This window comes from Paenarthrobacter aromaticivorans, assembly GCF_019038615.1.
Classification (GTDB): Bacteria; Actinomycetota; Actinomycetes; order Actinomycetales; family Micrococcaceae; genus Arthrobacter; species Arthrobacter aromaticivorans.
This window is the reverse complement of record NZ_JAHOPC010000005.1, coordinates 78,548-103,544: the sequence shown is the minus strand read 5'-3', so window position 1 is coordinate 103,544 and position 24,997 is coordinate 78,548. Positions and strand designations below refer to the sequence as shown.

Here is a 24,997-nt window from a genome sequence, read left to right as displayed (position 1 = left end):
AAGAAGCCCGGAAACCCCCACAACAAAAAGGCGGTCGCGTGGGACGCAGCCGAGAACGGCGTAACAAGGGTCACCGGGCGAACGGTTTCAGCAAGGGCGCGCGGAGCATCCGACTGAGGCACCCGTATCGCCCGGCTCGGAGAGACCAGGCTTCGGTGACTCAGCCGCCGTCGGGACACTCCGGCTGCAACGGCTTCCTGCCAGGTGAAAGGCAACGAAGCGAGTGATTCGGGAAGGGGTCGCGGAGTCTTCATGCCCCATGCTGACAAACTTCCCTAGGGGCGTGCGGCGTTATCCACAGGCAGAGCCCGTCGAACGGAATCTAAGTAGCAGCACTGCGCGTTTAGAGGGCTCAAAACGCGCTTAAATGCGACCTAGTTGGGAAGGGAGGCCGCAAGGTCTGCGAGGGTCTGGACCAGCAGGCGGCGCTCCACTACCTTGATGCGCTCGTGAAGGGTTTCCTCGGAGTCGTCCGGGAGAACGGACACGGCTTCCTGCGCAATGATGGGGCCCGTGTCCACGCCGGCGTCTGCCCAATGAACCGTGCAGCCCGTGACCTTCACGCCGTAGGCCATGGCGTCCCGGACACCGTGAGCTCCCGGGAAGGACGGCAGAAGCGCGGGGTGCGTATTAACGTACTTGCCGCCGAAAGCGTCGATGAAGTCGGCGCTCACGATCCTCATGAAGCCGGAGGACACCACCACATCCGGGTTATAGGAAAGCACCTTGTCGCGGAGGGCGGCATCCCATTCGTCGCGGGTTTCGAACGAGTTGAAGTTCACCACGAAGGTCTCAATGCCGGCTTCGTCGGAGCGCTCCACGCCGTATGTATCGGGCCGGTCCGCACCCACAGCAGCGATCTCGACGTCCAGTTCACCCGACTTCACGGCGTCGATGACAGCCTGAAGATTGGAACCAGTACCGGACACGAGGACAACAATGCGCATTGCACTAGCTTATGGGCGGCTCGCGTAGGCTGGAAAACATGAATCCCGACGTCGGTCCCCGGCCGAGCCAGCAACCCCGCACTGCCGCGGAAAAGTCCGCTTTCGGCGTGACACAGATCCTGTTCCGCGCTTTCCTTTTGACGGCTTTGGGATCGTTTTTCGTGTTCTCCCTGAACGTGAATTACGTGTGGTTGAGCGCCATCCTGACCGTTGCTGGTTTGGTGCTGGGGATTGTGGTCCTGGTCCGTTCGGTGAAGTACAAGCATCCCCGGTTGGTGTTGTTTGGCACCATTTCCGGACTCGTGGTCTCGGCGGTCATGTGCCTGCTGATTCTGACGTCGGTGCTCTTCTTCAAACAAGTCACCACCTATCAGGATTGCGCTCGCTCCGCCCTGACGGAATCCGCCAAGACACAGTGCCTCACGCAGCTTGAAGACTCGATGCCGGGTCCGGTCCGCTAAAGCGAGCCCAGCCGAACGAAAAGCCGAGCCGCCCAGGCTCAGGCGTGTTCGTCGTCGAACGCTACCTCGTCCAGGTTCGCCTCGCGCAGCTTCTGGCGGCGTTCCAGCCAGGGCCCCACTGCGTAGCCGATCACGACGCCGATGCCCACCTCGGCGGCCAGCCAGACTGCCGTCCAGAGCGGGTGAGGTCCGATTTCGGTGAGTCGGCCGATACCGGCTGAACCACGCGCGACCCATGCCAAGGCACCGCTCAAGACCCCGGCGACAGCTCCAATGAACGCACCCAGGAACAACGTCGAGGCCGTGGCTGTGAACCAGCGGGCCTTGATCTTGATGGAGAGCCATTCGTCAAAGTGATTTTCGCCTTCACGGAGGAACCACCAGCCGGCCATGATCCCGGCAACCACGGGGAGGGCCAGAGCCATCGGCCCGGCGTCGAGTTGTCCAGAGGGAAGCCCACCGAAAACCGGGACGGCAGGCAAAGGCCCGACGGCGGTGCCCAGCGGCCCGGCATGCGAGCCGACACCGAGCGAGAAGCCAGCCCCGGAGGACCAGGCCAGAGCAAAGACCACTAGGTTGGGAAGGAATCCGAGCTGCGCGATGGTGAGGACGGCCCCGCCCAAGGCACCGGCTTGGAGCCCTTCGTATACAGCGATGATGTCAGTCCAGTGCCACACAATGTCCACGGCCAACAGCACTGCGGCGAGGCAAACTGCCGCCATAGTGGCAACGAACCCGGCCTTCAAACCTGAGCCCACATACGAGCCCGCCCACCGTGAGTGCTGGCTTGTCTTGGCGATCCATGCGACGGCGTCCACGCCGATGAGCCTGCTCCAGGAGCCTGCCTCGCGTCGGGCGCCGACCACCAGGCCGAGTGCGAAAGAGATCAGAGGGATGGTCATGGCGAACCAGAGGTTGATGACCACTTCGGGGGTGCGGCACACGAATCCCGTAGCTGTCCCGAACGCTGCGTATACAACGCAGGCGCCCAGGAACGCCTGCCACAACTGGTCCGTGTAGGAGGCGCGTGCAAGTCGTCGTCCCGCCCGCCAGGCAAGCAGGAACGGAATGAGCGTCAGACCCAGGGGAATCAGTGAAAGAAGACCGGTTCCGGGCTGGCCGGCGGTTCCAATGTTGACCTGTGCCAAGGTCAACGGAACACCGTGGATCAGCAGCCACGCTTGGCCGGCGAGGCGAGCCAGGAAGTCTACGTTCCGGTTCTGGAATCCGTCGGTGGCCCACACCCCAACCAACGGAAGGATAACAACGATGGCTGAAATGAAGGCTGCCTGTGCCGCTTCCAAACCACCCTGTAGCCAAAGGGGCATCGGGAGGCCACGGTTTCCGGTTTGATCAGCGCGCAGTTTCATCGTGTCCTATCGTGCCACGGTAGGCGGCTCTCCCCCGGCAGGCGCCCTGTAATACCGCCAATTCCAGCGCTTTTTGCCTGAACCGGCCGTAAAATAGGAGATGTTCGCAAGGGGTGACTGGAGGAGCGAATGAGTACCTCTGCTTCACATGCACGCGGTGTCCACTTCGGACGGCAAGACATCCAGGTTGTTGGCTTGGGTGTGGGCGCCGTCCTTGCGCTGGTTGGCGTCCTGGGGTTCATTCCGGGCATCACCATGCAGTACTCGGAGCTGCAGTTCTTAGGGCCGGACTCTCACGCGATGCTCTTTGGCGTGTTCCAGGTCTCCATGCTGCTGAACCTCGTACAGCTCGCCATCGGCGCTGCAGGGTGGGCCATGTCCCGTACGGCCCACGGCGCACGTAACTTCCTGATGGGCTTCGGCGCCCTGTACATCGTGCTGAGCATCTACGGGCTGAGCGTTGGAGTCGACTCGGCAGCAAACTTCCTGTCCCTGAACAGCGTGGACAACTGGTCTTACATGGTGCTGGGCATTCTGATGATCGCCGCCGGCTGGATGTTCGCCCAGTACTTCACAGACGACAAAAAGGCCCGGAAATAATAGAAGCCGGGAACTAGGAGCGGCCAATGAACAGGTGTCACAACTAATAACAGAAAGTCGTACTAGCAGCTGGTGCAGCCACCTACGGATTCTCTCCAAAGGTTGCACCAGCCTTCTTTGTTAATGCTCGACGGCGGGTGGCTGGGTTAGGCGGGCGGACCCCTCAGCCTGCTTGGACGTCGTGGCACAAATGACGCACAAAAGTGCTGGACTTCCCTGCTGCCGCCCAACGAGACTGTGTACACGAACAGGCACATGGCCTATGGGGGTCAACGGATGAGGCCGGTTCACATCGTCTGAAGGGACAAGGTCAATGAACGACCTCTCGGCATTTTTCCCCTTGATCGCCGGCATTCTTGGCGTGATTGTTGTCATCGGTTTCGTGTGGCTGGCAACCAAGGCAATGTGGAAAGTGGCGGAACCGAACGAGGCCCTGATCATCTCAGGGCTGACCCGCGGCACGCTCGAAAATACCGACGGCATGGACTTCAAGATCGTCACTGGCAAGGGCGCCTTGGTAGTTCCCGGGCTGCAAACAGTCCGGACCCTTGCGCTGACGCTGAATGAAACAGAGCTCAAGGTTTCGTGTGTGACGTCGCAGGGTATCCAGGTGATTGTGGACGGCGTGGTGATCTACAAGATCGGCGACGCTCCCCCGTTCATCGCGAACGCTGCGCGGAGGTTCCTTGGACAGCAGCCAAAGATGGAGAGCCAGGTCTACAACGTGTTTGAAGGGCATCTCCGCTCGATCATCGGCAGCATGACTGTTGAGGAGATCATCCGCGAGCGCGACAAGCTCGCCTCACTCGTCCGCAGTGCCAGTGGCGTGGAGATGGAGAAGCTTGGACTCGTGGTGGATTCCCTGCAGATCAAGGACCTCCAGGACCCCACGGGCTACATCCAGAACCTCGCCAAGCCGCACATTGCCCAGGTCAAGATGGAGGCCCGGATCGCCGAAGCCACCCGCAACCGTGAGGCGGCTGAGAAGGAAGCGGAAGCTGCTGCACTGATTGCTGATGCGCAAAGCCTGTCCGCCATCAAGCAATCTGCCGCGCAGGCGAATGCTGAACAAGCCCGTGCCAACGCTGCGCAGGCCGGACCGTTGGCCGATGCCACTGCCCGTCAACAAGTGGTGGTCCAGGAAACCGAAGTAGCCAAGCTTGAGGCCGACCGCGAAGAGCAGAAACTGCAGACAACCATCCGCAAGCCTGCCGATGCCAAGGCCTACGCACAACGCACCGAGGCCGAAGCGAAGAAGGCCGCTGACATCAGTGCCGCCGAGGCCCTGGCGAAACGCATCGAACTCGACGCTCAGGCCAACGCCCGGCGTGTTGAACTCGAGGCCCAAGCGAATGCGGGAGCTGCGGCGGCAATGGCCGGCGCCACTCGTGTGACAGGTGAAGCCGAAGCAGCTGCGACGACTGCCCGAGGAAATGCGGCAGCATCGGCAGTGAAGGCTAAGGCGTTGGCTGAGGCCGAAGGTATCAAGGCCAGGGGCGAAGCGCTGGAGACAAATCAGGAAGCTGTCATCAACCAGCAAATCGCCGAGAACATGCCCGCCATCGTTTCTGCCGCGGCAGAGCCTTTCTCGCGCATCGGGCAGCTGACGGTGCTCAATGGTGGCGATGGACTGAACAGCATGGTGGGCGGGATTCTGTCCCAGGTTGGCAGCTTCCTGCCGTCCTTGGCTTCCGCGTTGAAGGGGAACGGAGCTAACCGACCCACCCGACCCGCTCCTGTGAAGTCGCCGCCAGCGAAGGCGTCAGACGCGGCATCAGATGCATAGAGAGGTAAATCGGAGCCTCACCGGCAAGATCGGCAGGGTGACAGGGACAATCGCTCCGGGCACCATTGGCGAAGTCATGCTCCCCTTCCATGGCGGTACCAGTGCATTTTTTGCCTACCCCTTCGACAAGACCAGCGTCTTTCCTGTGGGCGAGAAGGTGCTGGTGATCTATTTTGAGCCGCCCCAGACCGTCTATGTGGATGAGCTTCCGGATGTGTTGCGGGAATCCTGACTTTGGACTTCGGGCCGGACCGACCCCCAAAGGAGATGATTCTTATGGCTGCGGCCCGTAGATGAATTCCTTGGCGTGCTTGACGGCCTTCTTAAAGGCATCGTTACGCAGCGAGACCTGTTCAGTGGTGCCGCCCTTGCCGGGTTCGACGAAGGTGGTTGGTCCTGGGCGGAGGATCCAAATGTCGCCGGCGGGCGGGAGGTAGAAGACACCGAAAGACCTATGCTCGGGATCTTCGGTCCAAATAGGGACCACCGCCACAGCCGCACCGGTATCCACATTGATCCATTGAGCACGCGGCATTGGCTGCTCGTGCACCTCCGGGTCCAGGAACGGCGCGGTTCCCTTTCCCCAGCGATTCTCGAATCGCTCGTAGAACGCGGGCATCAAATGGCTGTCGTACGAGCGCCAGGCACTCATATGTATCTCCTTCTGACTTTGGGCGAGGGGTACCCGGGCGTAGTCCTCGGCAGCGGTTCCCAGTGGACCGGGCCGAAGACAAGGGGCTGTTGATCCGTTTGGCTTGGCGCAGGAGAGGCCGGCGTCTTATGGATGCGAACTTTGACCGGCTTCCCTGGGGAGCCGCCCGTTGAGGTACCGGTTCGTCGGGCGCTGTCATAGGCGCTCCGCTTCGCCGGATCCGAGAGCACAACGTACGCCTGCATGATGGCGTGCAGTTCCTGGAGGTCGGCCGCCCGGGTGGAGTCGCCGTCGTCGACCTTTTCGCGGGTGTCCGGGTGACGCGTCCGCAGCAATGAGCGGTAGGCATGGGTGATTTCACGGGCTGTCGCGCTGGGAGCCACGTTCAGAATCGAATAGTAGTCGGGTTGGTTGTTGCTCACGGCCGGTTCCGGTGACGTGCTGAGGATTTGGCGATGGCCCCCGGCATGGGCCGGGGGCCATCAATCGGGAGGCAACGTCGGGGACCACGTTTCATCTGCACAACAAGTGCTGTGGCGTGGCGCGAAGCCTGCGCCCAACTATTCCGATGTGGTCGGTCTGAAGCTCCCGGTCTGACGCTCCGCTGGGTGGCCACCCCCGGGTGGAGCTCCAGCGGAGCAGCTGTGGCTAGGCGTTGATCTCCTGCCGTTGGCTGTTGGACTGGATCTCAATGCGCCGCGGCTTTGCCTTCTCGGCGACGGGGATGCGGAGTGTCAGCACACCTGCGTCGTAGCTGGCCTGGACGCCTTCGGTATCCAGTGTGTCACCCAGAATGAGCTGCCGGCTGAAGACGCCTTGCGGGCGTTCGGCGGCGATCATCTCGATGTTCTCGCCCGCAGGCGACTTACGTTCTGCCTTTACCGTCAGGACGTTGCTTTCGACGTCCAGTTCCACCGAATCAGGCGAGACGCCCGGCAGATCGAAGGCAACTATGAATTGTCCCTCCTCCTGCCAAGCATCCATCGGCATGCCGGCAGGCCGTGCTGTTGTGCCAAAAACCTGTTGGGCGAGCCTGTCGAATTCGCGGAACGGGTCTGTGCGCATCAGCATTTGGTTCTCACTCCTTCAGATTTTGATGCGGTTTTGTTGTTTTTGCCAGCCTTCCAGATCTGTGTTTGCTGGTATAGATTTTTTATAGCACTGGTGAGAGAGTGGTGCAAGAGGTTTTTTCAAAGATTTTGGAGAGGTTTGCATGGCTGGTGACGCTGACAGCGGGCGGCTGGATCACGACGGCGGACCTGCCCCCTCCGTGCCTAACGGAGGCTCGGGCGGCGGCGCCGACCGGAACGCCATGGGTGTCTACGCCATCTCGGTTGCGGCGGAACTCGTGGGCACCGGGCAACAGAACATTCGGCAGTACGAGCGCAAAGGGCTGCTGACTCCTGAAAGGACCGACGGCGGCACTCGCCGCTACAGCGAACAGGACCTTGCTACGCTGCGCAGGATCGGCGCGCTCCTGGACGAGGGGCTCAACCTGGCCGGCGTGAAGCTCGTGCTGGAGTTGGAAGCCGCAAACCGGGGGCTGACGGAGGACAACCGGGGCCTGGCCGACCACAATCGCGAGCTCCGGGCGGACAACAAAGGGCTGCGGAAGGATTTGAAAGAGGCCCGCACGGAACGGGACGCACAGTCCGGTCCGGGCACACACTGAACCTTGTCTTCAGGCGGGCGGGCCCGGGTCGCTGGCGGACGCGCGCTCTGATGACTGGTGCTATTTCCAGAGTTCCAAGCTTTGCCAGTCCGTAGGAAACCCCATGTTCCCCTCAGGGCAAACGAGTTGCGTTCCGTCGGGGGCCAAAAGCTTGATGTCGAGCTTCCTAACCTGCGTCTTGAAGGTCATATGCCACCCGGAGCCACTCGAGTGTGATCGAAGCATGAAGGCCAAGGCCGCAGCGTAGATGTAGAGCCTCTGATTCGGCTTAGGTGTGGCAGTAAAACCCGGCTCAAGAAGATGATTAAGCAAGTCCCCGTGAGTTTCGTGGCTCCTGAGGGACATCGATCTTTTGAAAGCACGGTTGAAGAGACGTGAGCCATGAGCACAGACATTGCGTAGGTCCACCATCATGCGGAGCACAGCGCCAAACGGGCGCGGGTGGACAAATCCAAACATGCGCGCAACCTCGCGGGCATCCGAAGTCTGCATGAGGTCGAAGAGGAATGGAAGCTTACCGAAACTTAGCACTTCGGTTACAGCCCAAATTGGTACAGCCTGGTGTGGATATTTCAGCAAATGGTGGGCGATAAAGTCCTCATCTTCGCCGCCGGACCGCACTGCGTCACGGCACGTCTCCAACCACGCTTCAAACTTGGTCCTGTCGCCACTTGGCTGATCGCAGATCTGCTCGTCGAGGTATTCCCTGGATACGTGCGCGGCGACATTCTTAGCTGCCAAAGTGTGCGCGATCGCCGCCCTCACTCGTACCTCAAAATCCAAGAGACCCTCGAGGCACACTCGCGCCAGTTTGAAATCAAATGCCTCCAGCTTCATCACGTGCTCAAAGCTGGCGCCAGGAATGTACTCGTCCTGTCTGTACTCACGCTTGCGTTCGTCCACTTCGTCTGGCGAAAGCAACTGCCGGAAAACGTACCGGTACGCGCCGGATCGAAAGTAGCCGACGCGTATCAGAAAATTGAGTGCATCGGCCGCGTTAGGGACGGCAAGTCCGCGGACTTCCAGTTGCCGAATCAACTCATCGCGCTCTTTGAAATCCTTTGTGTACTCCACGCTTCACCGTTGACAGGGAAATGAAAATCGCCCCCTTGAGCCGAGGCTCAGAGGGGGGCGATGTCTGATGTCTAGAATCTATCACGATCGACTGACAAATATCGGGTCAGCTGCGGAGCACGTTCAGACGTGCGGCTCTGACCTAAAGAATTGCGGTCATGCCGTTCCAGCCCTGACCAATAACGCTGCCGATGGGCCACTTCGCCCCACCACTACCAGAGAAAAGCCACAAGGCACCGGACGAGTCGCGAGCCATCACATCAGGTTTGCGGTCACCGCTGAAGTCGCCTGGACCAAACACGGCAGTCATGCCATTCCAGCCTTGGCCGTACTGCACTTGGGGCAGCCAGCCGCCAGCGCCGTTCCCTGGATAGAGCCACAGACGACCACTTGCATCGCGTGCGGCTACATCTGACGCACCGTCAGTGTTGAAGTCCCCTACTCCAAGAATGTCTGTCATTCCAGACCATCCTGATCCAATCTGCACCCGGGTCAGCCACCCTCCCTTGCCATTTCCGGGATACAGCCAAAGGACACCACTGCTGTCTCGGGCTGCTACGTCGGGATAGCCGTCTCCGCTAAAATCGCCGACGCCCGTAATGGAAGTCATGCCGTTCCATCCCTGTCCAGCTTGAACCCTCGGCAGCCAACCAGCCGCGCCATTCCCGCCATACAGCCACAGCACGCCGGTGTTATCGCGGGCAAGAATGTCCGACTTCCCGTCCCCATTGAAATCACCCGGGGCGAGAAGGGCCGTCATGATGTTCCACCCCTGACCGACCTGCCGCCGATCCAGCCATCCGGCCGCGCCGTCACCGGGATAGAGCCAGAGCGCTCCGGAACCGTCGCGGGCCAAAACGTCGGCGTTTCGATCGCCATTGAAGTCATTCTTTACCGGTTGTGGATCTGCCGGCTGAATGACAGTCACCGAAGCGCTGCCGCTGTTAGCTACGTACGTAGTACCTGTGTATTCGTGGACGGCCACGGCCACGGGCTGGGCTCCAGTTCGGACGACAACCGACGTGTTGGAAGAATCGATGACGGAAACCCCGCCCCTGCTCAACGTTGCGTAGGTTCTGTGGCGGGTGGAGTCCACTGCTAACGATGTGGGCTGGCTGGGAAGGCTGATCTGGGCGATCTTGCTCCTCGTTGGTGGGTTGACCAGCACCACCGACGAGTTGCCCGTAGCACCCAACGATTCGACATAAACGGTGCCAGTCCACGAGTCGACGGCCACCTTCCCAAACGTATCGTTGGCCTGATACAGGTTGCTTGCGTGATTGGACTCGTCAACAAGTCCCACTTGGCTCTGCGGGCTGTCGATGAAGCTTCCCGCGAGCGTCCGGTAAACCTCGTTGGTTCGGGTGTTCACAGCATGATCGACGGCGTTGCCTGCACCGAAGACATAGACGGTCTTGTCATTCGTTTGTCCATCGATGACTGTGAGAACGCCGCCAATAGGGACAAAGACCTTGTTTCTCGACGCGTCGATGACCATCCTTCGCGGAGTTGAGTTGTAGTACGGGATGTCCACTGCTGAGTGACCCGCCCAGGGGTCAATGACGGTGATCCCATTGCTGTAAGCAACGTAGACCTTCCAAGTGACCTCGTTGACGGCCACAGCGCGAGGATCGGGGCCGGTTTTGACCCGTCCCACCACTGTGGCCCCATCGACGATGACCACGGATCCGTTGGCACCTGCTTTCCCCGCAACACTCACATAGGCACGGCCGCTTCCCTGGGTCGCAACACCTTGAGCAATGCCACCTACATCAACTGTGGTTGCTTTTCTCGTGTCCGCATCGATGACGGACACCCCGCTGTCGGTGGCAACGTAGACATCCCCATTGCCGGCGACGGCAATGTCATGCGGGGCCGTGCCGACCGCAATATCGAACGATGTGGAATCAGCAACTGCCGGCGAGCCAACCAACAACGAAACGGCCAGTGCCCCCACAACTGCGAGGGCCGCCGTCGAGCGCTTTCGGCCCGTTTTCTTCAACCCGGACACAGACGAACCAGACGCGACAGAGTTCATGAGACCCCCAAGAAATGAGACGCGACTGCCGCGTCGATGAGCGGAGTCTACATGGCTGTCAGGAAATTCACAGGATCGCCGTCATCCCATTCCACCCCGTACCGACGCGCGAAGCCGTTGGCCACCAGGATCCGCCTTGCCCCGAGTACAGCCAAAGCTCCCCAGCGGCATTTCGCGCCAAGATATCGGCCCGGCCATCACCGTCGAAGTCGCCGGGGCCAACAAGAGAGTTCATGGTGTTCCAGCCTTGCCCGATTGCCTGGCGAGGCTGCCAGCTGCCGTATCCGTTGGGCGGGTATAGCCACAATGCACCGGCGCCGTCGCGGGCCGCGATGTCTGACAGGCCGTCGCCGTTGAAGTCGCCGACCCCGGTGATCTCGGACATGTCGGACCACCCTGAACCAACCCACATCCTGGGCAACCAGCCACCGCTGCCATCTCCCCGGTATACCCAAAGGGCACCACCACGATCGCGGGCTGCAACGTCTACGAACCCGTCGCCGTGGAAGTCAATCCCTTCGATCGCGCTCATGCCCTCCCAACCACTGCCCACCTGCACCCGCGGTTTCCAGCCTGCGGAACCGTTACCCGGATACAGCCAGAGCAATCCGCCGCCATCGCGGGCGAGCACATCAGCATGGCCGTCGCCGTTGAAGTCGCCGGGAGCAAGCAGTGCGGTCATGACGTTCCATCCCTGCCCGACCTGGAGGCGAGGCAACCAGCCACCCGAGCCGTTGCCCGGGTAAAGCCACAGCACGCCGGAAGCTTCCCTAGCCAAAACGTCGGCAAAACCATCGCCGTTAAAGTCGTTCTTAACAGGTGCCGGCTCCGTCCCATCGATCACCGACACGGAGTCGCTGCCATTGTTGGCCACGTACGTCTTGCCGGTGGAGGGGTTCACGGCCGCCGAAACCGGCTCCTGCCCGGTGTACACAGCGGAACTGCTGTTGTCGGCGCCATCAATGATGGTGGTTCCCCGGCCGGACATAGGAACGTAGACCTTGTTGCTCGCTTGATTCACCACGATGTCACGGACAAGCGAGGGTGTGATGATCTGCGCCATCTCAGTGAGGGTCGCCCCATCAAGGATTTTGACGTACCCATCCGTTGAGTTGCTGTCCGCCGCCACGTAAATCCTGTTGGTGGCAGGGTTGACAGCCAACATCCCCACCTTGCTGGAAGACTCGTACTTTCCCGTGGTTTTATCGGTCGCGCCGTCAATCACACTCACGCCGGCACCGTACCTGCCAAGCGTGGTGTAGTAGATCTTGTTGGTTGCCTGATTGACTGCGAGAGCGCGAATGAATCCGGCGCCCATGATGATGTCGCCTGTAACGCTCCCAGCGGCGTTGATGACCCTGATGGTTCCGCCGGAATTTACGTAAACCTTGTTGGTGGCAGCGTTCACCACAATGTCCTGCGCACCCGCCGAGAGTGGAGCGGTGGTAACTGCGTTCGTAACACCATCGATGACGGCAACGCCGGAAGCGATACCGACGTAAATCTTGTTGTTCGTTTCGTTCACGGCCACCACACCAGCCCCGGAGCCCACCGGCACTGAAGTTACAGCGCGCGTCACACCGTCAACCACGGCAACTGACCCACCAATCTCGCTGACGTAGATCTTGTTTGTCGCCGTGTTCACAGCAACGTCCACAGGCATATCACCTGAATACAAGTCGCCCCCGCCTGAAATGCCATTGATGACGGAAACGCCCTCAAACGTGGCAACATACGCCTGGTTCGTCAAAGGGTTCACGGCAATTTCCCCAGGCTGGTCCCCCACAGGAACAACGTTGGTCACCGCATCGGCCACAGCCGGGGAGGTCGTCGTTGTCAAAAAACCAACGGCTCCCACCAAAAGAGCCAACGCCAGTCCGACGGCGACCACCCGCACCGATACGAGGCGCCGCCGTCGAACGCCCACTCCCCAAAGCGCACGCGAATAATCCCCAACAGCACCCATTTTGACCCCCAAAAGTCGTGACGCCCCAGCGCGCCCATGCGGGAAGTCTACGCGGCCCTCCGGCAGCGATGAAGACTCCTGTTAACCAACTCTTCCTCCACAGGCCACCCGTTCGAACCCGCAAGGCCAACCGCTCCGACCACCGTTGAAACCGTGAGGATCGCAATCGTCGCCGAATCATTCCTGCCACTGATGAATGGGGTAACCCATTCGATACTGCGGGTGCTGGAGCATCTGCAGGAGCGCGGGGATGAGGTGATGGTGATCGCGCCGTCGACGTCGGACACTGATGTTTCGAGCGTCGTCAAGGGTGCGTATGTGCACAGGCTTCCCTCAGTGCCGCTGGCCGGTTACACGAATGTGCGGGTTGCTTTGGGTGGTGTGAATCGGGTCAAGCGAATCCTTGCCGATTTCGCCCCCGACGTCGTTCATCTCGCCTCCCCTTTCGTCCTGGGCTGGCGGGCTGTGCAGGCTGCCGATCCACTCGGGATCCCTACGGTTGCGATCTATCAAACCGAGGTCCCCAGCTACGCTGCCCGCTATGGCGTGCCGTTCCTGGAGAACTGGGCGTGGAACCGCGTGGACAACATCCATCTTCTTGCCACCCGAACCCTTGTGCCGTCCACGTTCGCGCTGAACCAGTTGCGCGGACGCGGCATCCTGCGCGTGGATATGTGGCGCCGCGGCGTCGATACCGCACGCTTTAACCCCGCGAAACGTTCGACGGCGTGGCGCAGCTCGGTAGCGCCGGACGGTCACCGGATCATCGGCTACGTCGGCCGCCTCGCGGTGGAAAAGCAGGTGGAAGACCTCGCCGTGCTGTCGGACCTGCCGGATACGAAGCTCGTGATTGTTGGTGACGGTCCGCAGCGGGAAGCACTCCAAACGGCCCTCCCGAACGCGCACTTTGCTGGTTTCCTCGGCGGGGATTCGTTGGCGCAGGCTGTGGCAGGCTTCGATCTCTTTGTTCATCCCGGCGAGTTCGAGACCTTCTGCCAGACCATCCAGGAAGCCATGGCGTCGGGCGTTCCTGTGGTTGCGACGGGCCGCGGCGGCCCCCTCGACCTCGTGGAAAACTCCCGCACAGGCTGGCTGTACGAGCCGGGGAACCTCACCCAACTGCGCGACTACGTGCAGGACCTGATGGGCGACGACGCCAAGCGCCGCGCGTTCGCAGCGGCAGCAACCGCGTCGGTCCAGGGACGGACGTGGCCCGTGCTCAGCGCCGATCTGGTACGGCATTACAACGAAGTCATCGCCGGCATTCCCAGCGAAGCCGGCCCCACTGAATTGACCTCAAGCAAAGGACCCTCCTCATGAAGATCTCCGTGATCGGCTGCGGCTACCTCGGCGCCGTCCACGCCGCAACGCTCGCGTCCATGGGCCACACCGTGGTGGGCATCGACGTCGATTCCCACAAGGTTGAGCAGCTCAACAAGGCGCTGGCTCCCTTCCACGAGCCCGGCCTGGACGAACTTCTCAGCGATGGACGCACCACGGGCCGGCTGAAGTTCACCACTGACTTCTCAGCGGCAGCCGACGCCAAAGTCCATTTCCTCTGCGTGGGCACGCCGCAGTCCAAGACCTCTGACACGGCCGATCTCTCCTACCTGATGAGCGCCACGAAGAGCCTCCTCCCCCACTTGGCCAAGAGTGCCGCCGTCGTGGGTAAATCAACGGTGCCAGTAGGCACTGTGGAGACGCTTCGGGCGATCCTGGCCCGACGCTCGGACGTCCTGCTCGGCTGGAACCCCGAGTTCCTGCGTCAAGGCACAGCCATCAAGGATTCCCTGGTTCCTGATCGATTGGTTTACGGGGTTCCGGGCGGTAAGGGTGCCGCAGCCGGAGCTCCGGTGACAGCCGTTCTGGATGCCGTGTACGAGCCGCTGATCAGCGCCGGGATCCCCCGTTTGGTCTGCAACTTTGCCACCGCGGAGCTGATCAAGTCGGCGTCGAACGCGTTCCTGGCCACGAAGGTCAGCTTTATCAACGCGATGGCAGAGCTCTGCGATGCTTCGGGTGCTGACGTTGGCGAGCTCAGCGAGGCGATGGGTTTGGATCCGCGCATCGGCAACCGGTACCTGCATGCCGGGCTCGGATTCGGCGGGGGTTGCCTGCCCAAGGACATCCGTTCGTTCCGCGCCCAATCGCGCGAGCTTTCCGTTCCGTCCGTGGATCGATGGATGGCCTTGGTGGACACCATAAACCTGGACCAGCGCACCCGTGCCGTGGATGTGGCAAGGGAAATGTGCCGGGGCTTCCTGTCCGGCAGAACAGTGACAATCCTCGGCGCGGCATTCAAACCGGACACCGACGACATCCGCGACTCCCCCTCCCTGGACGTCGCGCAGCAACTCGCTTCTGCCGGCGCACACGTAACCGTCACCGATCCCAAAGCGATCAACAACGCCTGGATCCGCTACCCGCAGATCCGCTTCGAGGCCTCCACCAAGCGCGCCCTTGAGGGCGCCGAACTGGTGTTGCTGTTGACCGAATGGGACGAATATGTGTCCCTCTCGCCATCGTTTGCGGCTTCACTGGTACGACGCCGGATGGTGCTGGACGCCCGGAACGTACTGGACGCCGAGGCTTGGCGGAGTGCGGGATGGACCGTCCGCGGGTTGGGGACGGGAGCGTCCGTGGTGGCGGAGGAAATGTTCCTCTAGCCGACTCGAAGTCCCGGGAACATCACGACAAGCACTGCCGTTATCCACATTGTAAGAAACCTTTTTCCTTACAAGGAGGTAGGGCGATGAGGTGGCGTGGCCGGGGTACCCCCAAAGGCCTTGTTGATCTCACACCGGATGTTGGGCTGACTACCAAGGACCGCCCGCACCCGTGGAGCAGGTATGTGGCGCTTGGGGATTCCTTTACCGAAGGGATTGGGGATCCGGAACCAGGAAGCGTCGGAGGGCTGCGCGGCTGGGCTGACCGTGTTGCCGAAGAACTGGCAGCTGACAGCCCGGATTTTGCCTATGCGAACCTGGCGATTCGCGGCTTGCTGATGCAGCAGATCCTGGACCGGCAAATCGGTCAGGCCCTTACCCTGAAGCCGGACCTGATCACTTTGTCGGCAGGCGGGAACGACATGGTGTTCCATGGCAGTGACCCGGACAAGCTTGCCAGCAAACTTGAGACCGGCGTGAGCCTCTTGGCTGAGACCGGCGCGACGATTGTTTTGTTCACAGGACCGGACTGGGGATCCACCCCGCTACTGGGGCGCAATCGTGGCAAAGTGGCCATCTTCAACGAGGACGTTCACGCTATTGCTGCCCGCCACGGGGCAGTCCTCACAGATCTTTGGGCCCTACGACAACTCAGGGACCCGAGAATGTGGGACCCTGACCGGCTGCATCTCTCCCCGTTGGGTCATCACACCGTGGCCATTGCTGTGCTGGACACACTCAATGTGCCCCATACCCTCCGGCCGTTGGAACCCAAAGAGCTACCGGAAAGCAGCTGGCGTCAAGCACGGGCAGGTGACCTGGCATGGGCAAAGACATACTTCTTCCCTTGGGTGTTCAAACAGCTCCGACCGCACGGTCCCGGGGAGGAACGTCTGGCGAAGCGACCGTCCGCAGGTCCGGTTTTCGAAAGTGACAACGCCTCGGGAGCGTCCGCTGCGCTCGTAGAGGGATAACTTCGGGCTCCTCAACGCGGGCCAAGCACGGAGCTTCCAGCAAGGCCAAGGGCGTCTTAACAACGATGCATGTTGGGCGTATTTTATTTGTGTAGATCCGATCGAGGCCCCGCCCGGGGGTCGGTCCGCGGGGCCTGGTAACAAACAGGAGGCACCACGATGAGCAATCTACTTCGTTGGTCGGCCAGTGACATCGCCGATCCTGTCCGTCGGTTCCTTGAAGGAGAGGCCGGCTCCTGGCTCCGTGTGGAGGAATACCGGGACGGCGGATCGATGGTGGTCAAAGCCGAAGTTCCTGGCATCAATCCTGAAAAGGACGTCGATATCACTCTGTCCGGTGGCGAGCTGCAGATCCAGGTCCGCCATGAGGAAAAGTCCGAGCATAAGGATAAGAGGGGATACCGCTCAGAATTCCGGTACGGCACTTTTTCCCGAACCGTGAAACTTCCGACGGCGGTCTCCGAACAAGACGTCAAGGCCTCCTATACGGATGGCATCCTCGAAGTGCGGATTCCGATGCCGGAGCAATCGGAGAAACAGTCACGCAAGATACCCATCACCCGTGGCGCTTCTTCGGGGGCCGGCACCAGTCCCAGCACCGGGCCCACCGAAACCCGTTAGACCGTAGCCTGGTGCATACACCGGGCAAGATCCCCTATTGGCAATTCAATCTTCGGGAGCTCACGGTGGACACCGGAGTGATGACGGCTTATATCGTCGGTTATCTCATAACGGCAATCACGGTGTTCATTTTTTGCCTGCCAGCCATAGTGCTCTTTGTGATTCTGTTGCTGGTGGCAGGGGCACTTCGGGTGTTGGTGTGGCCACTGGAACTGGTGTTCCGGAAACTGCGCCGGCACCCGAAGGAAACCCAAACTGACCAATCGTGGTTGTTGGGCTCAGGTTAGGAGGAAAGATGATGAAGATCGGACAAGAGCCGGAAACACCGCGCGAAGTGCCGGAGGCCGATGCGCTTGAACAGCAAACGCCCGTCCTCCCGGAGGCTTCTGAGGAGTTCGAGCTAACGAAACCGCTACCCGATGATGCCCCTGAGGCCGACGTCCTGGAGCAGCGTACAGACGTGCTTCCCGGCGGGTCAGCATTTTCACGGCTCGCAGGCGCATCTGAAGCAGAGGCTGCGGAAGCGGACTATATCGAGCAGGCCCTCGCACCCTCCTTCGAAGAGGATGACGACTACCGCGAAGACAACGAGGAGGTCGGCTAGAAGCAGCCCCCCACCCCCTGTGCTAAGTCATAGAAGACTTCTCCTGTTGGGGCCCGTTTGACCGGTGTTACTGTCGCTCCACGCGCCTTTCGCATGGGCGCACTTTAAGGGGGCAACACATTGCACACACAACTTTCGCGCGCCGGAAAACACTCGCTTTTCGGCAGCAAATCGTCATGGGGTTTTCGCGGTAAAGCACTCGGAATCACGGCCATCGGGTCACTATTGATTTTGCTGGCCGGTTGCGGTTCGGGATCCATGGGAGCTGCTGGATCGGTGAGCAGCACCAAGGAATCGACGTCAGCATCTCCCTCGCCTACGCCTACTCCAACGCCGAGCCAGATAGCCGGGAAAGCCTGCACCACAGAGAAGAACACCCAGTCTGTGGCCGGCGAAACGTACATCTGCACCATTGATCAATCCGGAAAACTCGCTTGGCTGGACTCCGCAACAGCAGGAAAGCTTTCTGATCAACGCGCTGCAGACGCTGCGGCAAAAGCCGCGGCAGAGAAGGCGGCAGCGGACGCAGCCGCGAAAGCCGCAGCGGACCAGGCAGCGGCTGACAAGGCTGCCGCGGACAAGCTCGCTGCCGACCAAGCGGCCGCTGCCAAAGCAGCGGCAGACCAAGCTGCCGCCGATCAGGCTGCTGCCGCCCCTGCCAAGCCTGCGCCTCTCGTTCAAAGTAGCTGCGACCCGAACTACGCCGGCGCCTGCGTACCCATTGCGTCCGACGTCGACTGTGCTGGCGGCAAAGGCAACGGACCTGCTTATGTCCGAGGCCCGGTGACGGTGGTTGGTTCTGACATTTACGGCCTGGACAACGACCACGACGGAATTGGTTGCGAGTAGTAGCCCCCTGACATTGCCACTGTACAAGATGGTCTATGCACAGATAGTCTGTGCATAGATCATCTATTTCGGGAGGCAACCATGTGGGACTACGAGCACAGCATTGAGACCACCGCGGCACCAGAGGCGCTCTGGCGACTCTGGGCCGACGTCGAGAACTGGGGGTCCTGGAACGCCGAAATTGAACGCGTTGAAATCGATGGTCCCTTCGCGGAGGGTACGCAAATCCTCATGACGCCACCCGGGGATGACCCCATCCAGTTGCGCATCGCTGAGATGGTGGACGGCGAGCTGTTCGTCGACGAAGCACGCTTCGATGAGCTGCTGATCCGAACCGCCCACCGATTGGACAGGCTCGACGGCGGTCGAGTCCGGGTCGTCTACCGGATGGAGATCACCGGTGCCGGCGCCGATCAGGTTGGCCCCGAGATCGGGCCTGCCATTACCGCCGATTGGCCGGACACCATGGCTTCGCTCGTCGAACTCGCGCAGCGCTGATGCCGCTCAGCCCGGGCGAGAGCCCCGGATTCCTGCTGTGGCATACCACCCTTCGCTGGCAGCGTGAGATAGCTGCGGCCTTGGCCCCGATCGGCCTCACCCACGTGCAGTTCGTGCTTCTTGCCTGCACCTGGTGGCTCAACAAAGAAGGCGAACATCCCAATCAGCTCGCCGTTGCCCGCCAGGCCGGTACCGACGTAAAGATGGCCTCGCAGGTCCTTCGAACCCTGGAGCTGAAAGGTCTAATCGAGCGCGAAGTCGACCCCTCGGACACGAGGTCCAAACGGCTACGTGTTACTGAAGCAGGCTCGGAGCTGGCTCCACGCTCAATCGAGGCAGTGGAGCTCGCGGACGCCCAATTCTTCGAGCCAGCGCCCGCCGGGGAGCTGGTACCGCTGCTGAAAAGGCTGGCGCATCCGAGCGATTGATTGCTTGCGGCTGGAGCTATTCGGCTAGCCGTCACCCAGGCGGCGCTGGACGTCGAGGAGGAACTTGATGCCGGCGTCGGACAATTCACGCTCATACTGGCCCCATTTTTCGGAGCCCCAAAGCCTAAGGCAGAGGAATGCGCTGTGGGCGTCCTGCTCCAATTCGCGAGCTACTTCGATGGGTATAGCGGCGCCGTTCATCAACCGGAGGCCGCGCTCGTTGAGCGCCAACTGGACTACTTGGGCACTCAGGTTCCATGGTGGGCGACTACCGGATAATTCCCAGTGCAGTTTGAGTTGGGTAACGACATCCAGTCCCGCACCGTCAGGTGATGCCAAACGGTCAGCAATGTAGTGCCACAACATTGCTGGCTTGTTTACCAGTTTTCTACCCGCTGGGGTCAGGACGAGCTTGCCCTTGTCCTTTCGCAGGAGTTTCCATTCCTGCAAGTGTTCGCGGACGATGCGCACTGGGGCAACGTTGTACTCCGTGGAACTGCTTCCGTGCAAGACCTCGTGCCATCCCAGTTCAGTCATTGCCCGCTTGACAACGATCGGCTTCAGGTAGCCAGCCGATGTCAGAGGGAATCCATCAAGCTCCGCCTCTTTCAAGAACCAAAGAGCTGGCCCCAGAACAAACTCCATCTCGTCAGGGGTTACCTCGCCTGGCCAGAGCCGCTGCGCCAAACGATTCAGCTGCCCGTTAACGGAATCAGGGTCGAAAGCGCGGGCGTCGAACTTTGATGCCTTCTCCTGCGTTACCAGCTCAAACCACTCAACAGCTGCCGCATGCTCTGGGTGCTTTGGATCTCCGACCACCCGCACAACGTTGGCGTATCCATGCACTCCCCCTGAATCCTCGATTGGGCCACGCATTGCGCCGCCTGTGCACGTGATCGTCGATTCCTGAACCACAGCTGGCCCCACGACTTCGATTTCGTGAGTCCAGTTGTCACCAAAGTCGTAGTCGTATTCAAGGGACGACTTTCCAGGCTGGCTTGAGTCGAACAACTCGTGCAGTTCAACACCGGCGGCCTCCTCCGCGCCCACAGGCGGATCGTCATCTTCGGCGACCCTGGTGATGATCCGCTTCTTGCCGTACCGGTCATGGCCGGCCACGGCGTAAAGATGCGCGTTCTTCCAATCAAACGCGCATTGAATCGCACTGTGAAGCTCGGCAACCGTGGCGCTTTCCGGGAGAACGAGCTGCCGCCAAATCAGCGGGTCCGTCTCACTGATGGAAATGCGCAGCTCGACGGCGGGGACTTGGGTGGGTGACTCCATGCGCCAATTCTGCCAGCGACCTTGGAGCAGGGCGCAATCGCGTCCCACCACCTAGTCTGTCCCGGCAAACACTCATTTTTGGATTGATGCACCGTCAAAACCGCGAAATTACGCCTATTTGAACACCTAGAACAGTGGAACGAACACCTAGACCACGATTCCCGGCCATAGTCTCCTCTTGTGCCTTCGGGACGGGAAACCCGGTGTCCGGCGGGAACCCCACTCGTCCCAGGCGAAGAAGGCACGACGGCACGGCTCCACCGAAGTACCCCCAGGTGGAGTCGTGCCCAGCCGGCTGCTGGACCAGCCGCTTCTGGATCAGGGCCTATCGAGGGCTGGACGGAGTCCGGCGCAAACGGATCACCCGGAACACGATACCCACCACGAACATCAGCACACCGAGCCCTACAGACAGTGGCGGCAGCGTAGCAACCAAAGCCACGCAGGCAACGGCTCCAGCCACTTGCAAGGCCTTCGGGTAGCGGCGGTCCTCTGCGGGCTGGGTAAAGGCGGCGATATTTGCCACCAAGTAATAGAGCAGCACACCGAACGACGAGAAACCGATGGCGCCCCTGAGGTCAGCTACGGCAATGATCAGGCAAATTACCACGGCTAGCGTTGTTTCCGCCCGGTGGGGAACCTTGTAGCGCGGATGAACAGCCGCGAGCCAGTGCGGGAGGTCGTGCTCGCGGGCCATCGCCAGGCTAGTCCGGCCCAGCCCTGCGATCAGCGCGAGGAGGGCACCCAAAGAGGCAACGGCGGCTCCGATGCGAACAATCGGAGCAGCCCAAGACATCGCACCAGCAGTGACGGCATCGGCCAGGGGTGTCGGCGTCCCGGAAACACCGTCCGGCCCCAGGGCTGCCAACAGCGTGACGGCTATCAGCGCATAGATGACGATGGTGATTCCCAGGGCGATGCTGATGGCACGAGGTATGGTGCGGCGGGGCTCCCGAACTTCCTCCCCCATCGTGGCAATCCTCGCGTAGCCAGCGAAGGCAAAGAACAACAGCCCGGCCGACTGCAAGATGCCGTACCAGCCGTGCGCCAGCAGCCCCTCACCCACAAAGTTGCTGAAGTCAGGTCCGGAACCACCCCAAACGGCCGCCACCGCTATGGCCAGAGCGGTCAGGACGGCGATCACCAAAATTCGGGTAAGTCCCGCTGTGCGAGTCACTCCGTGATAGTTCACAGCAGTCAAAATTACGACGGCGGCAATCGCCACCGGGCGCTCCCAGCCTGCCGGTGCTGCATAGGCCGCGAAGGTCATGGCCATGGCTGCGGCACTGGCCGTCTTGCCGATCACGAATCCCCACCCGGCCAGGAATCCGGGCCAGGGCCCAAGCCGCTCACGTCCGTAGACGTAGGTTCCGCCGGAGGTGGGGTATCTGGCAGCGAGCTGCGCGGAGGAGGTCGCATTGCAGAAGGCCACGAAGGCGGCAACCACCAGACCTATAAGCAGCCCGGATCCGGCAGCTGCTGCGGCTGGTGTGAAGGCCGCGAAGACCCCGGCGCCAATCATGGAGCCTAAGCCAATGAGGGAAGCATCAAACGTGCCGAGGCGGCGGGCCAAGGCCGGGGAATTGCTCACGAGAACCCTTCACGCATCAAGGTCTGAGCTCTACCGGTGTCACCGGAGACTCGTACTGGAAGATACGTTCAGCCTAACGTGAGTCAGCGTGCTGCCATTGAATTCCCCACGAGGATGAACAGGCCATTACGCGAGGTTGCGCCGGTCTTTCGCAGGGCGTTGGAGATGTGGTTTTCCACTGTTCTCGCGCTGATCCCGAGATGTTCAGCAATCTCCACATTCGAGCGATGTCCCGCCAACGCGGCAACCTCAATTTCGCGTTCGGTCAGAGGTGTCGTCCTGAAAGTGTTGAAGGAGAGTTGCTCGTTGGTTGACGGAAACCTTGCTGCGAACATCGAGGATGCTTCGGCCATGGCCTCCGCCGCTGCTGTGTTCCCTTCCAGAACATGACGTTTGAGGGCACCTCGAAGGAGCATGCCGATCTGATAGTTGTCGGCGTCCAACTCGTAGTGTTTCAGGAGGAGACCAAGCAGCTTGTGATCGCCTTCCACAACAGCGGTGGCAACGGCCATCATTTGATCGTGAGCCGTCACTCCGCTGTCCCGCAGGATCTTGCGCAGGAGATCCAGTACCGGCGCGCCGGGACATAGGCATGTGCAGAGCAGCGCCGTCATTGTTGCTTCCAGGATGTAGCCGCTTCTCATCTGGCGTTTGATGAGTTTCACGGCCAGCCGATCAAAAACCGACGGCTGGGTAGTCTCTGCGGCAACTAGCTCATGTGCACCCTTGCCGATACCGGGCAACGGTCCAACGTCAGGCACCTCACTCCGTGCTTGGGAGGCGATGGACAGCGACGGTGAGATGGCCGTCGTCGCATGCCGTAGGCCGGCGAGCCGCAGCATGGCGTCATAAAGGACGTCGACGACGAAGCCGGGACGGCCCATGGCAAACACACTGCTCATGAGGTACTCGGCTTCCTCGAAGTAGCCCCGATACAGCAGACCGAGCGCTGCCACGTAGCTACTGGCAACAACGCCGAATTGATCGAGGTTGCGGCGGGCCTCGGCACGCCAATCCAGTGCGAAGACCAGGGAGTCCTCGATCCTGCCTGCTGCGAAGAGCGCGAGGCCGTGAAGGAACGGACGCAGGTGCGGGAAGGTGTCGTCGTCCTCAGCCTTCTCAGTCAGGCTGAGGACAGCGTCCGGCCGAAATCGATACAGCTCGAGCAAGCTTTGGACGAGTCCTTCCAACCCCGGCAATGCAGGCTGCTGGGGTTCGGCAGAGGGCTCGGGCATGGGTGCGACCCGACCATGGGAGGCATTGATGAAGAGGACAGCGGCCTCGGCAGTAGAGGCTTGTTCCGGGTTGTGCTCGGCGAATCCTTTGAGGATGTCCACGGCCGTATTCACGCCCTGCCCTGAGTAGATTGCAAGGAAAGCCTTTGTGATCGCGAGAAAGAGAATATCGTTGGGGTCGCCGTTGAGCGTGGACGTCTCCTGGCATACGCGGGTTGCCCTCATAACGTTCACCGGCGCTCCCCAGTAAACCCTGAGCAGTGCCGCAGCATTGGTCGCGGACTTGTTCGCTTGCCATCGCTCATAGCGCGTCCGTTCGCGGGCGGCACTGTGATCGTGAAAATGCCGGGCAGTTACGGCGTCATCGTTTCCCTTCTCGAGCCGCAAGGATGCCAACACCCGGGACAGGCAGTCGGCAGTGGTTGAATTGCCCTGCGTGGTTTGAGGCACCCCCTCAAGCGCGCCCGCGATCTTGTTCCGCAAGAGGTGCCGGTCTCTGAGCGTCTTTTGGCCCCGGAAATAGTCGGCAATTACGGGCGGGCTTATCGCCGCGATTGGTCCATTGTGGTGATCGTCCATGACTGACAGGAATCCCCGCCGTTCAAGGCCTTCCAATACGTCGGGCTGTACCACTTTTTGCAGAACGTCCACCCGGGCGGTGCCGAGGATTGCCATGGTGTGCAGGGCGGTGACTTCTTCCGGAGCCAGGTCCGCCAGCAACGCTTCGAGGGTGCCTCTCAGATGGTCGTTCCAGAGGGTGTCACCTGTCATCTGCCACTGACCACCACGCATAATCAGCAGCTCGCTTAACGCCGCGGTCTCCGTAATGCGGACGACTAGCCGAGGGTTGCCGCCGGACTTGGTCAGGATCCTGGCTGTTGTGTCTGCATCTGCAGCAGACCCCAGCACCTGCGTCACCAAGGTGTGTACCTGCTCAAAATGGAGGGGGTCCAGTTGCAGCAAAGCTTCGCGGCCACTGTTCATGACAGCCAGTTGACCTCTTGAGATCGGACCGCTGTCCGGAGCCGTGACGATCAGCGGGCAATCGGACCTGCGCCGAACGGATTCCAGGACCGCCAGTGATTCGTTGTCCAGCAGATGGATGTCGTCCACTATCAGGACGTGCTTTCCAGGCTTAGACAACTGGCTAGCCAGCGCATCGGCCATATCCATGACTCCGCTACGGCCGGGCCGAAGCTCCAAACCCAAACTCTTGATGGCTGCGTACGGAATTGAGCGATGGGTTCGAAGGCCGCTGATGAAGTGGATAGCCATTCCGGTCTTTTCCAAGTTGGCCACGACGTTCCGCACCACCGTGGTCCTGCCGCTTCCGGGTGCTCCAATAATCCGCACGCCTATGCCGCGGCCAACGAAATCGAGGATGCGCTGCACCTCAGAATCGAACACTCGATCCAACCTTCTGTTTCTGTGGATGACCGACATGCGGCTCACTTCGCAGGTTAGATCTCGGAAACGGGACTAGGTGGCAAAACAGCCTTGCACAGGCCGCTTAGCCCCCGTCTAGGTGGTGATTCCGGCAAGAATGAGTGCTCGCGCGACTCGCCTAGGTGGTCAGCCTGCGTTGAATGAGCTGGCGGGAAGGAGTCGTTTGCAGTCTGTTCGTCCATGGGAGGCCCTCGGTTTCGTAGTTGATACCGATCACGCTACGGACGTTCGAAGG

General features: G+C 60.9%; 25 protein-coding genes. 14 read left to right on the top strand and 11 right to left on the bottom strand.

Annotated features, from left to right (window positions below):
- Nucleotides 1-374: 374 nt before the first annotated feature.
- On the bottom strand, nt 375-947 hold the full coding sequence (gene purN, locus KSW38_RS10300; protein ID WP_216924839.1) for a phosphoribosylglycinamide formyltransferase: 573 nt from the start codon (nt 945-947) through the stop codon (nt 375-377).
- 11 nt (nt 948-958) lie between these two features.
- Here purN and KSW38_RS10295 point away from each other — a divergent pair, with 11 nt between their 5' ends.
- Nucleotides 959-1,408 carry a hypothetical protein gene (locus KSW38_RS10295; RefSeq protein ID WP_216924838.1) on the top strand — a complete coding sequence of 150 codons (450 nt, stop codon included), beginning with the start codon at nt 959-961 and terminating at the stop codon, nt 1,406-1,408.
- Between the two features lie 38 nt (nt 1,409-1,446).
- On the opposite strand, the gene KSW38_RS10290 is transcribed toward KSW38_RS10295, so the two are convergent.
- Nucleotides 1,447-2,778: a cell division protein PerM gene (locus KSW38_RS10290; protein WP_216924837.1), complete on the bottom strand. Its 1,332-nt coding sequence runs from the start codon at nt 2,776-2,778 to the stop codon at nt 1,447-1,449.
- 129 nt (nt 2,779-2,907) lie between these two features.
- Between KSW38_RS10290 and KSW38_RS10285 the strand changes: the two genes are divergently transcribed.
- The 3 genes from KSW38_RS10285 (at nt 2,908) to KSW38_RS10275 (ending at nt 5,396) form a co-directional block, all read left to right on the top strand.
- Complete coding sequence (locus KSW38_RS10285) at nt 2,908-3,378, top strand: DUF4383 domain-containing protein (RefSeq protein ID WP_216924836.1); 471 nt, start codon at nt 2,908-2,910, stop codon at nt 3,376-3,378.
- Nucleotides 3,379-3,691: 313 nt separating this feature from the next.
- Nucleotides 3,692-5,164, top strand: coding sequence for a flotillin family protein (locus KSW38_RS10280; protein WP_216924835.1), 1,473 nt, complete (start codon nt 3,692-3,694; stop codon nt 5,162-5,164).
- A 37-nt stretch (nt 5,165-5,201) separates the two neighbouring features.
- A complete protein-coding gene (locus tag KSW38_RS10275; RefSeq protein ID WP_487345393.1) occupies nt 5,202-5,396 on the top strand; it encodes a hypothetical protein in 195 nt (64 codons plus the stop codon).
- 42 nt (nt 5,397-5,438) lie between these two features.
- On the opposite strand, the gene KSW38_RS10270 is transcribed toward KSW38_RS10275, so the two are convergent.
- The 3 genes from KSW38_RS10270 to KSW38_RS10260 all read right to left on the bottom strand — a co-directional run bounded on the left by KSW38_RS10270 (nt 5,439) and on the right by KSW38_RS10260 (nt 6,887).
- Nucleotides 5,439-5,816: a hypothetical protein gene (locus KSW38_RS10270; RefSeq protein WP_216924833.1), complete on the bottom strand. Its 378-nt coding sequence runs from the start codon at nt 5,814-5,816 to the stop codon at nt 5,439-5,441.
- The gene (locus KSW38_RS10265; RefSeq protein WP_216924832.1) at nt 5,813-6,238 is read right to left on the bottom strand and encodes a J domain-containing protein; all 426 of its coding nucleotides are present in this window, start codon (nt 6,236-6,238) and stop codon (nt 5,813-5,815) included. Before KSW38_RS10265 ends, KSW38_RS10270 begins: the two co-directional genes overlap by 4 nt.
- Before the next feature lie 226 nt (nt 6,239-6,464).
- Entirely contained in the window at nt 6,465-6,887 is a 423-nt protein-coding gene (locus KSW38_RS10260; RefSeq protein WP_216924831.1) for an Hsp20/alpha crystallin family protein, read from the bottom strand.
- A gap of 142 nt (nt 6,888-7,029) precedes the next feature.
- On the opposite strand from KSW38_RS10260, the gene KSW38_RS10255 reads away from it, so the two are divergent.
- A complete protein-coding gene (locus KSW38_RS10255; RefSeq protein ID WP_428982379.1) occupies nt 7,030-7,488 on the top strand; it encodes a MerR family transcriptional regulator in 459 nt (152 codons plus the stop codon).
- Between the two features lie 60 nt (nt 7,489-7,548).
- Here KSW38_RS10255 and KSW38_RS10250 read toward each other — a convergent pair whose 3' ends face one another.
- The 3 genes from KSW38_RS10250 to KSW38_RS10240 form a co-directional block, all read right to left on the bottom strand.
- Nucleotides 7,549-8,562, bottom strand: coding sequence for an Abi family protein (locus KSW38_RS10250; protein ID WP_216924830.1), 1,014 nt, complete (start codon nt 8,560-8,562; stop codon nt 7,549-7,551).
- Between the two features lie 142 nt (nt 8,563-8,704).
- Complete coding sequence (locus tag KSW38_RS10245; protein ID WP_216924829.1) at nt 8,705-10,600, bottom strand: FG-GAP-like repeat-containing protein; 1,896 nt, start codon at nt 10,598-10,600, stop codon at nt 8,705-8,707.
- Between the two features lie 67 nt (nt 10,601-10,667).
- The gene (locus KSW38_RS10240; protein WP_216924828.1) at nt 10,668-12,566 is read right to left on the bottom strand and encodes an FG-GAP-like repeat-containing protein; all 1,899 of its coding nucleotides are present in this window, start codon (nt 12,564-12,566) and stop codon (nt 10,668-10,670) included.
- A gap of 153 nt (nt 12,567-12,719) precedes the next feature.
- On the opposite strand from KSW38_RS10240, the gene KSW38_RS10235 reads away from it, so the two are divergent.
- From KSW38_RS10235 to KSW38_RS10195, 9 genes are all read left to right on the top strand, one after another.
- Entirely contained in the window at nt 12,720-13,886 is a 1,167-nt protein-coding gene (locus KSW38_RS10235; RefSeq protein ID WP_216924827.1) for a glycosyltransferase family 4 protein, read from the top strand.
- Entirely contained in the window at nt 13,883-15,232 is a 1,350-nt protein-coding gene (locus KSW38_RS10230; RefSeq protein WP_216924826.1) for a UDP-glucose dehydrogenase family protein, read from the top strand. The genes KSW38_RS10235 and KSW38_RS10230 overlap by 4 nt, the downstream gene beginning before the upstream one ends.
- An 86-nt stretch (nt 15,233-15,318) precedes the next feature.
- Nucleotides 15,319-16,206, top strand: a complete 888-nt coding sequence (locus tag KSW38_RS10225; RefSeq protein WP_216924824.1) for an SGNH/GDSL hydrolase family protein — start codon at nt 15,319-15,321, stop codon at nt 16,204-16,206.
- A 159-nt stretch (nt 16,207-16,365) separates the two neighbouring features.
- The gene (locus KSW38_RS10220; RefSeq protein WP_216924823.1) at nt 16,366-16,827 is read left to right on the top strand and encodes an Hsp20/alpha crystallin family protein; all 462 of its coding nucleotides are present in this window, start codon (nt 16,366-16,368) and stop codon (nt 16,825-16,827) included.
- 11 nt (nt 16,828-16,838) lie between these two features.
- On the top strand, nt 16,839-17,114 hold the full coding sequence (locus tag KSW38_RS10215) for a hypothetical protein (RefSeq protein WP_254186323.1): 276 nt from the start codon (nt 16,839-16,841) through the stop codon (nt 17,112-17,114).
- A gap of 8 nt (nt 17,115-17,122) precedes the next feature.
- On the top strand, nt 17,123-17,431 hold the full coding sequence (locus tag KSW38_RS10210; protein ID WP_216924820.1) for a hypothetical protein: 309 nt from the start codon (nt 17,123-17,125) through the stop codon (nt 17,429-17,431).
- 276 nt (nt 17,432-17,707) lie between these two features.
- Nucleotides 17,708-18,280 (top strand): hypothetical protein, encoded by a 573-nt coding sequence (locus tag KSW38_RS10205; RefSeq protein WP_308169331.1) that lies wholly within the window; start codon nt 17,708-17,710, stop codon nt 18,278-18,280.
- A gap of 81 nt (nt 18,281-18,361) precedes the next feature.
- A complete protein-coding gene (locus tag KSW38_RS10200) occupies nt 18,362-18,778 on the top strand; it encodes an SRPBCC family protein (protein WP_216924818.1) in 417 nt (138 codons plus the stop codon).
- The gene (locus KSW38_RS10195) at nt 18,778-19,206 is read left to right on the top strand and encodes a MarR family winged helix-turn-helix transcriptional regulator (protein WP_216924817.1); all 429 of its coding nucleotides are present in this window, start codon (nt 18,778-18,780) and stop codon (nt 19,204-19,206) included. The genes KSW38_RS10200 and KSW38_RS10195 overlap by 1 nt, the downstream gene beginning before the upstream one ends.
- Before the next feature lie 24 nt (nt 19,207-19,230).
- On the opposite strand, the gene KSW38_RS10190 is transcribed toward KSW38_RS10195, so the two are convergent.
- The 3 genes from KSW38_RS10190 to KSW38_RS10180 form a co-directional block, all read right to left on the bottom strand.
- Entirely contained in the window at nt 19,231-20,490 is a 1,260-nt protein-coding gene (locus KSW38_RS10190; protein ID WP_216924815.1) for a plasmid pRiA4b ORF-3 family protein, read from the bottom strand.
- 325 nt (nt 20,491-20,815) lie between these two features.
- A complete protein-coding gene (locus tag KSW38_RS10185; protein ID WP_216924813.1) occupies nt 20,816-22,081 on the bottom strand; it encodes an APC family permease in 1,266 nt (421 codons plus the stop codon).
- An 83-nt stretch (nt 22,082-22,164) separates the two neighbouring features.
- Complete coding sequence (locus KSW38_RS10180; RefSeq protein WP_308169330.1) at nt 22,165-24,723, bottom strand: LuxR C-terminal-related transcriptional regulator; 2,559 nt, start codon at nt 24,721-24,723, stop codon at nt 22,165-22,167.
- Nucleotides 24,724-24,997: the final 274 nt, after the last annotated feature.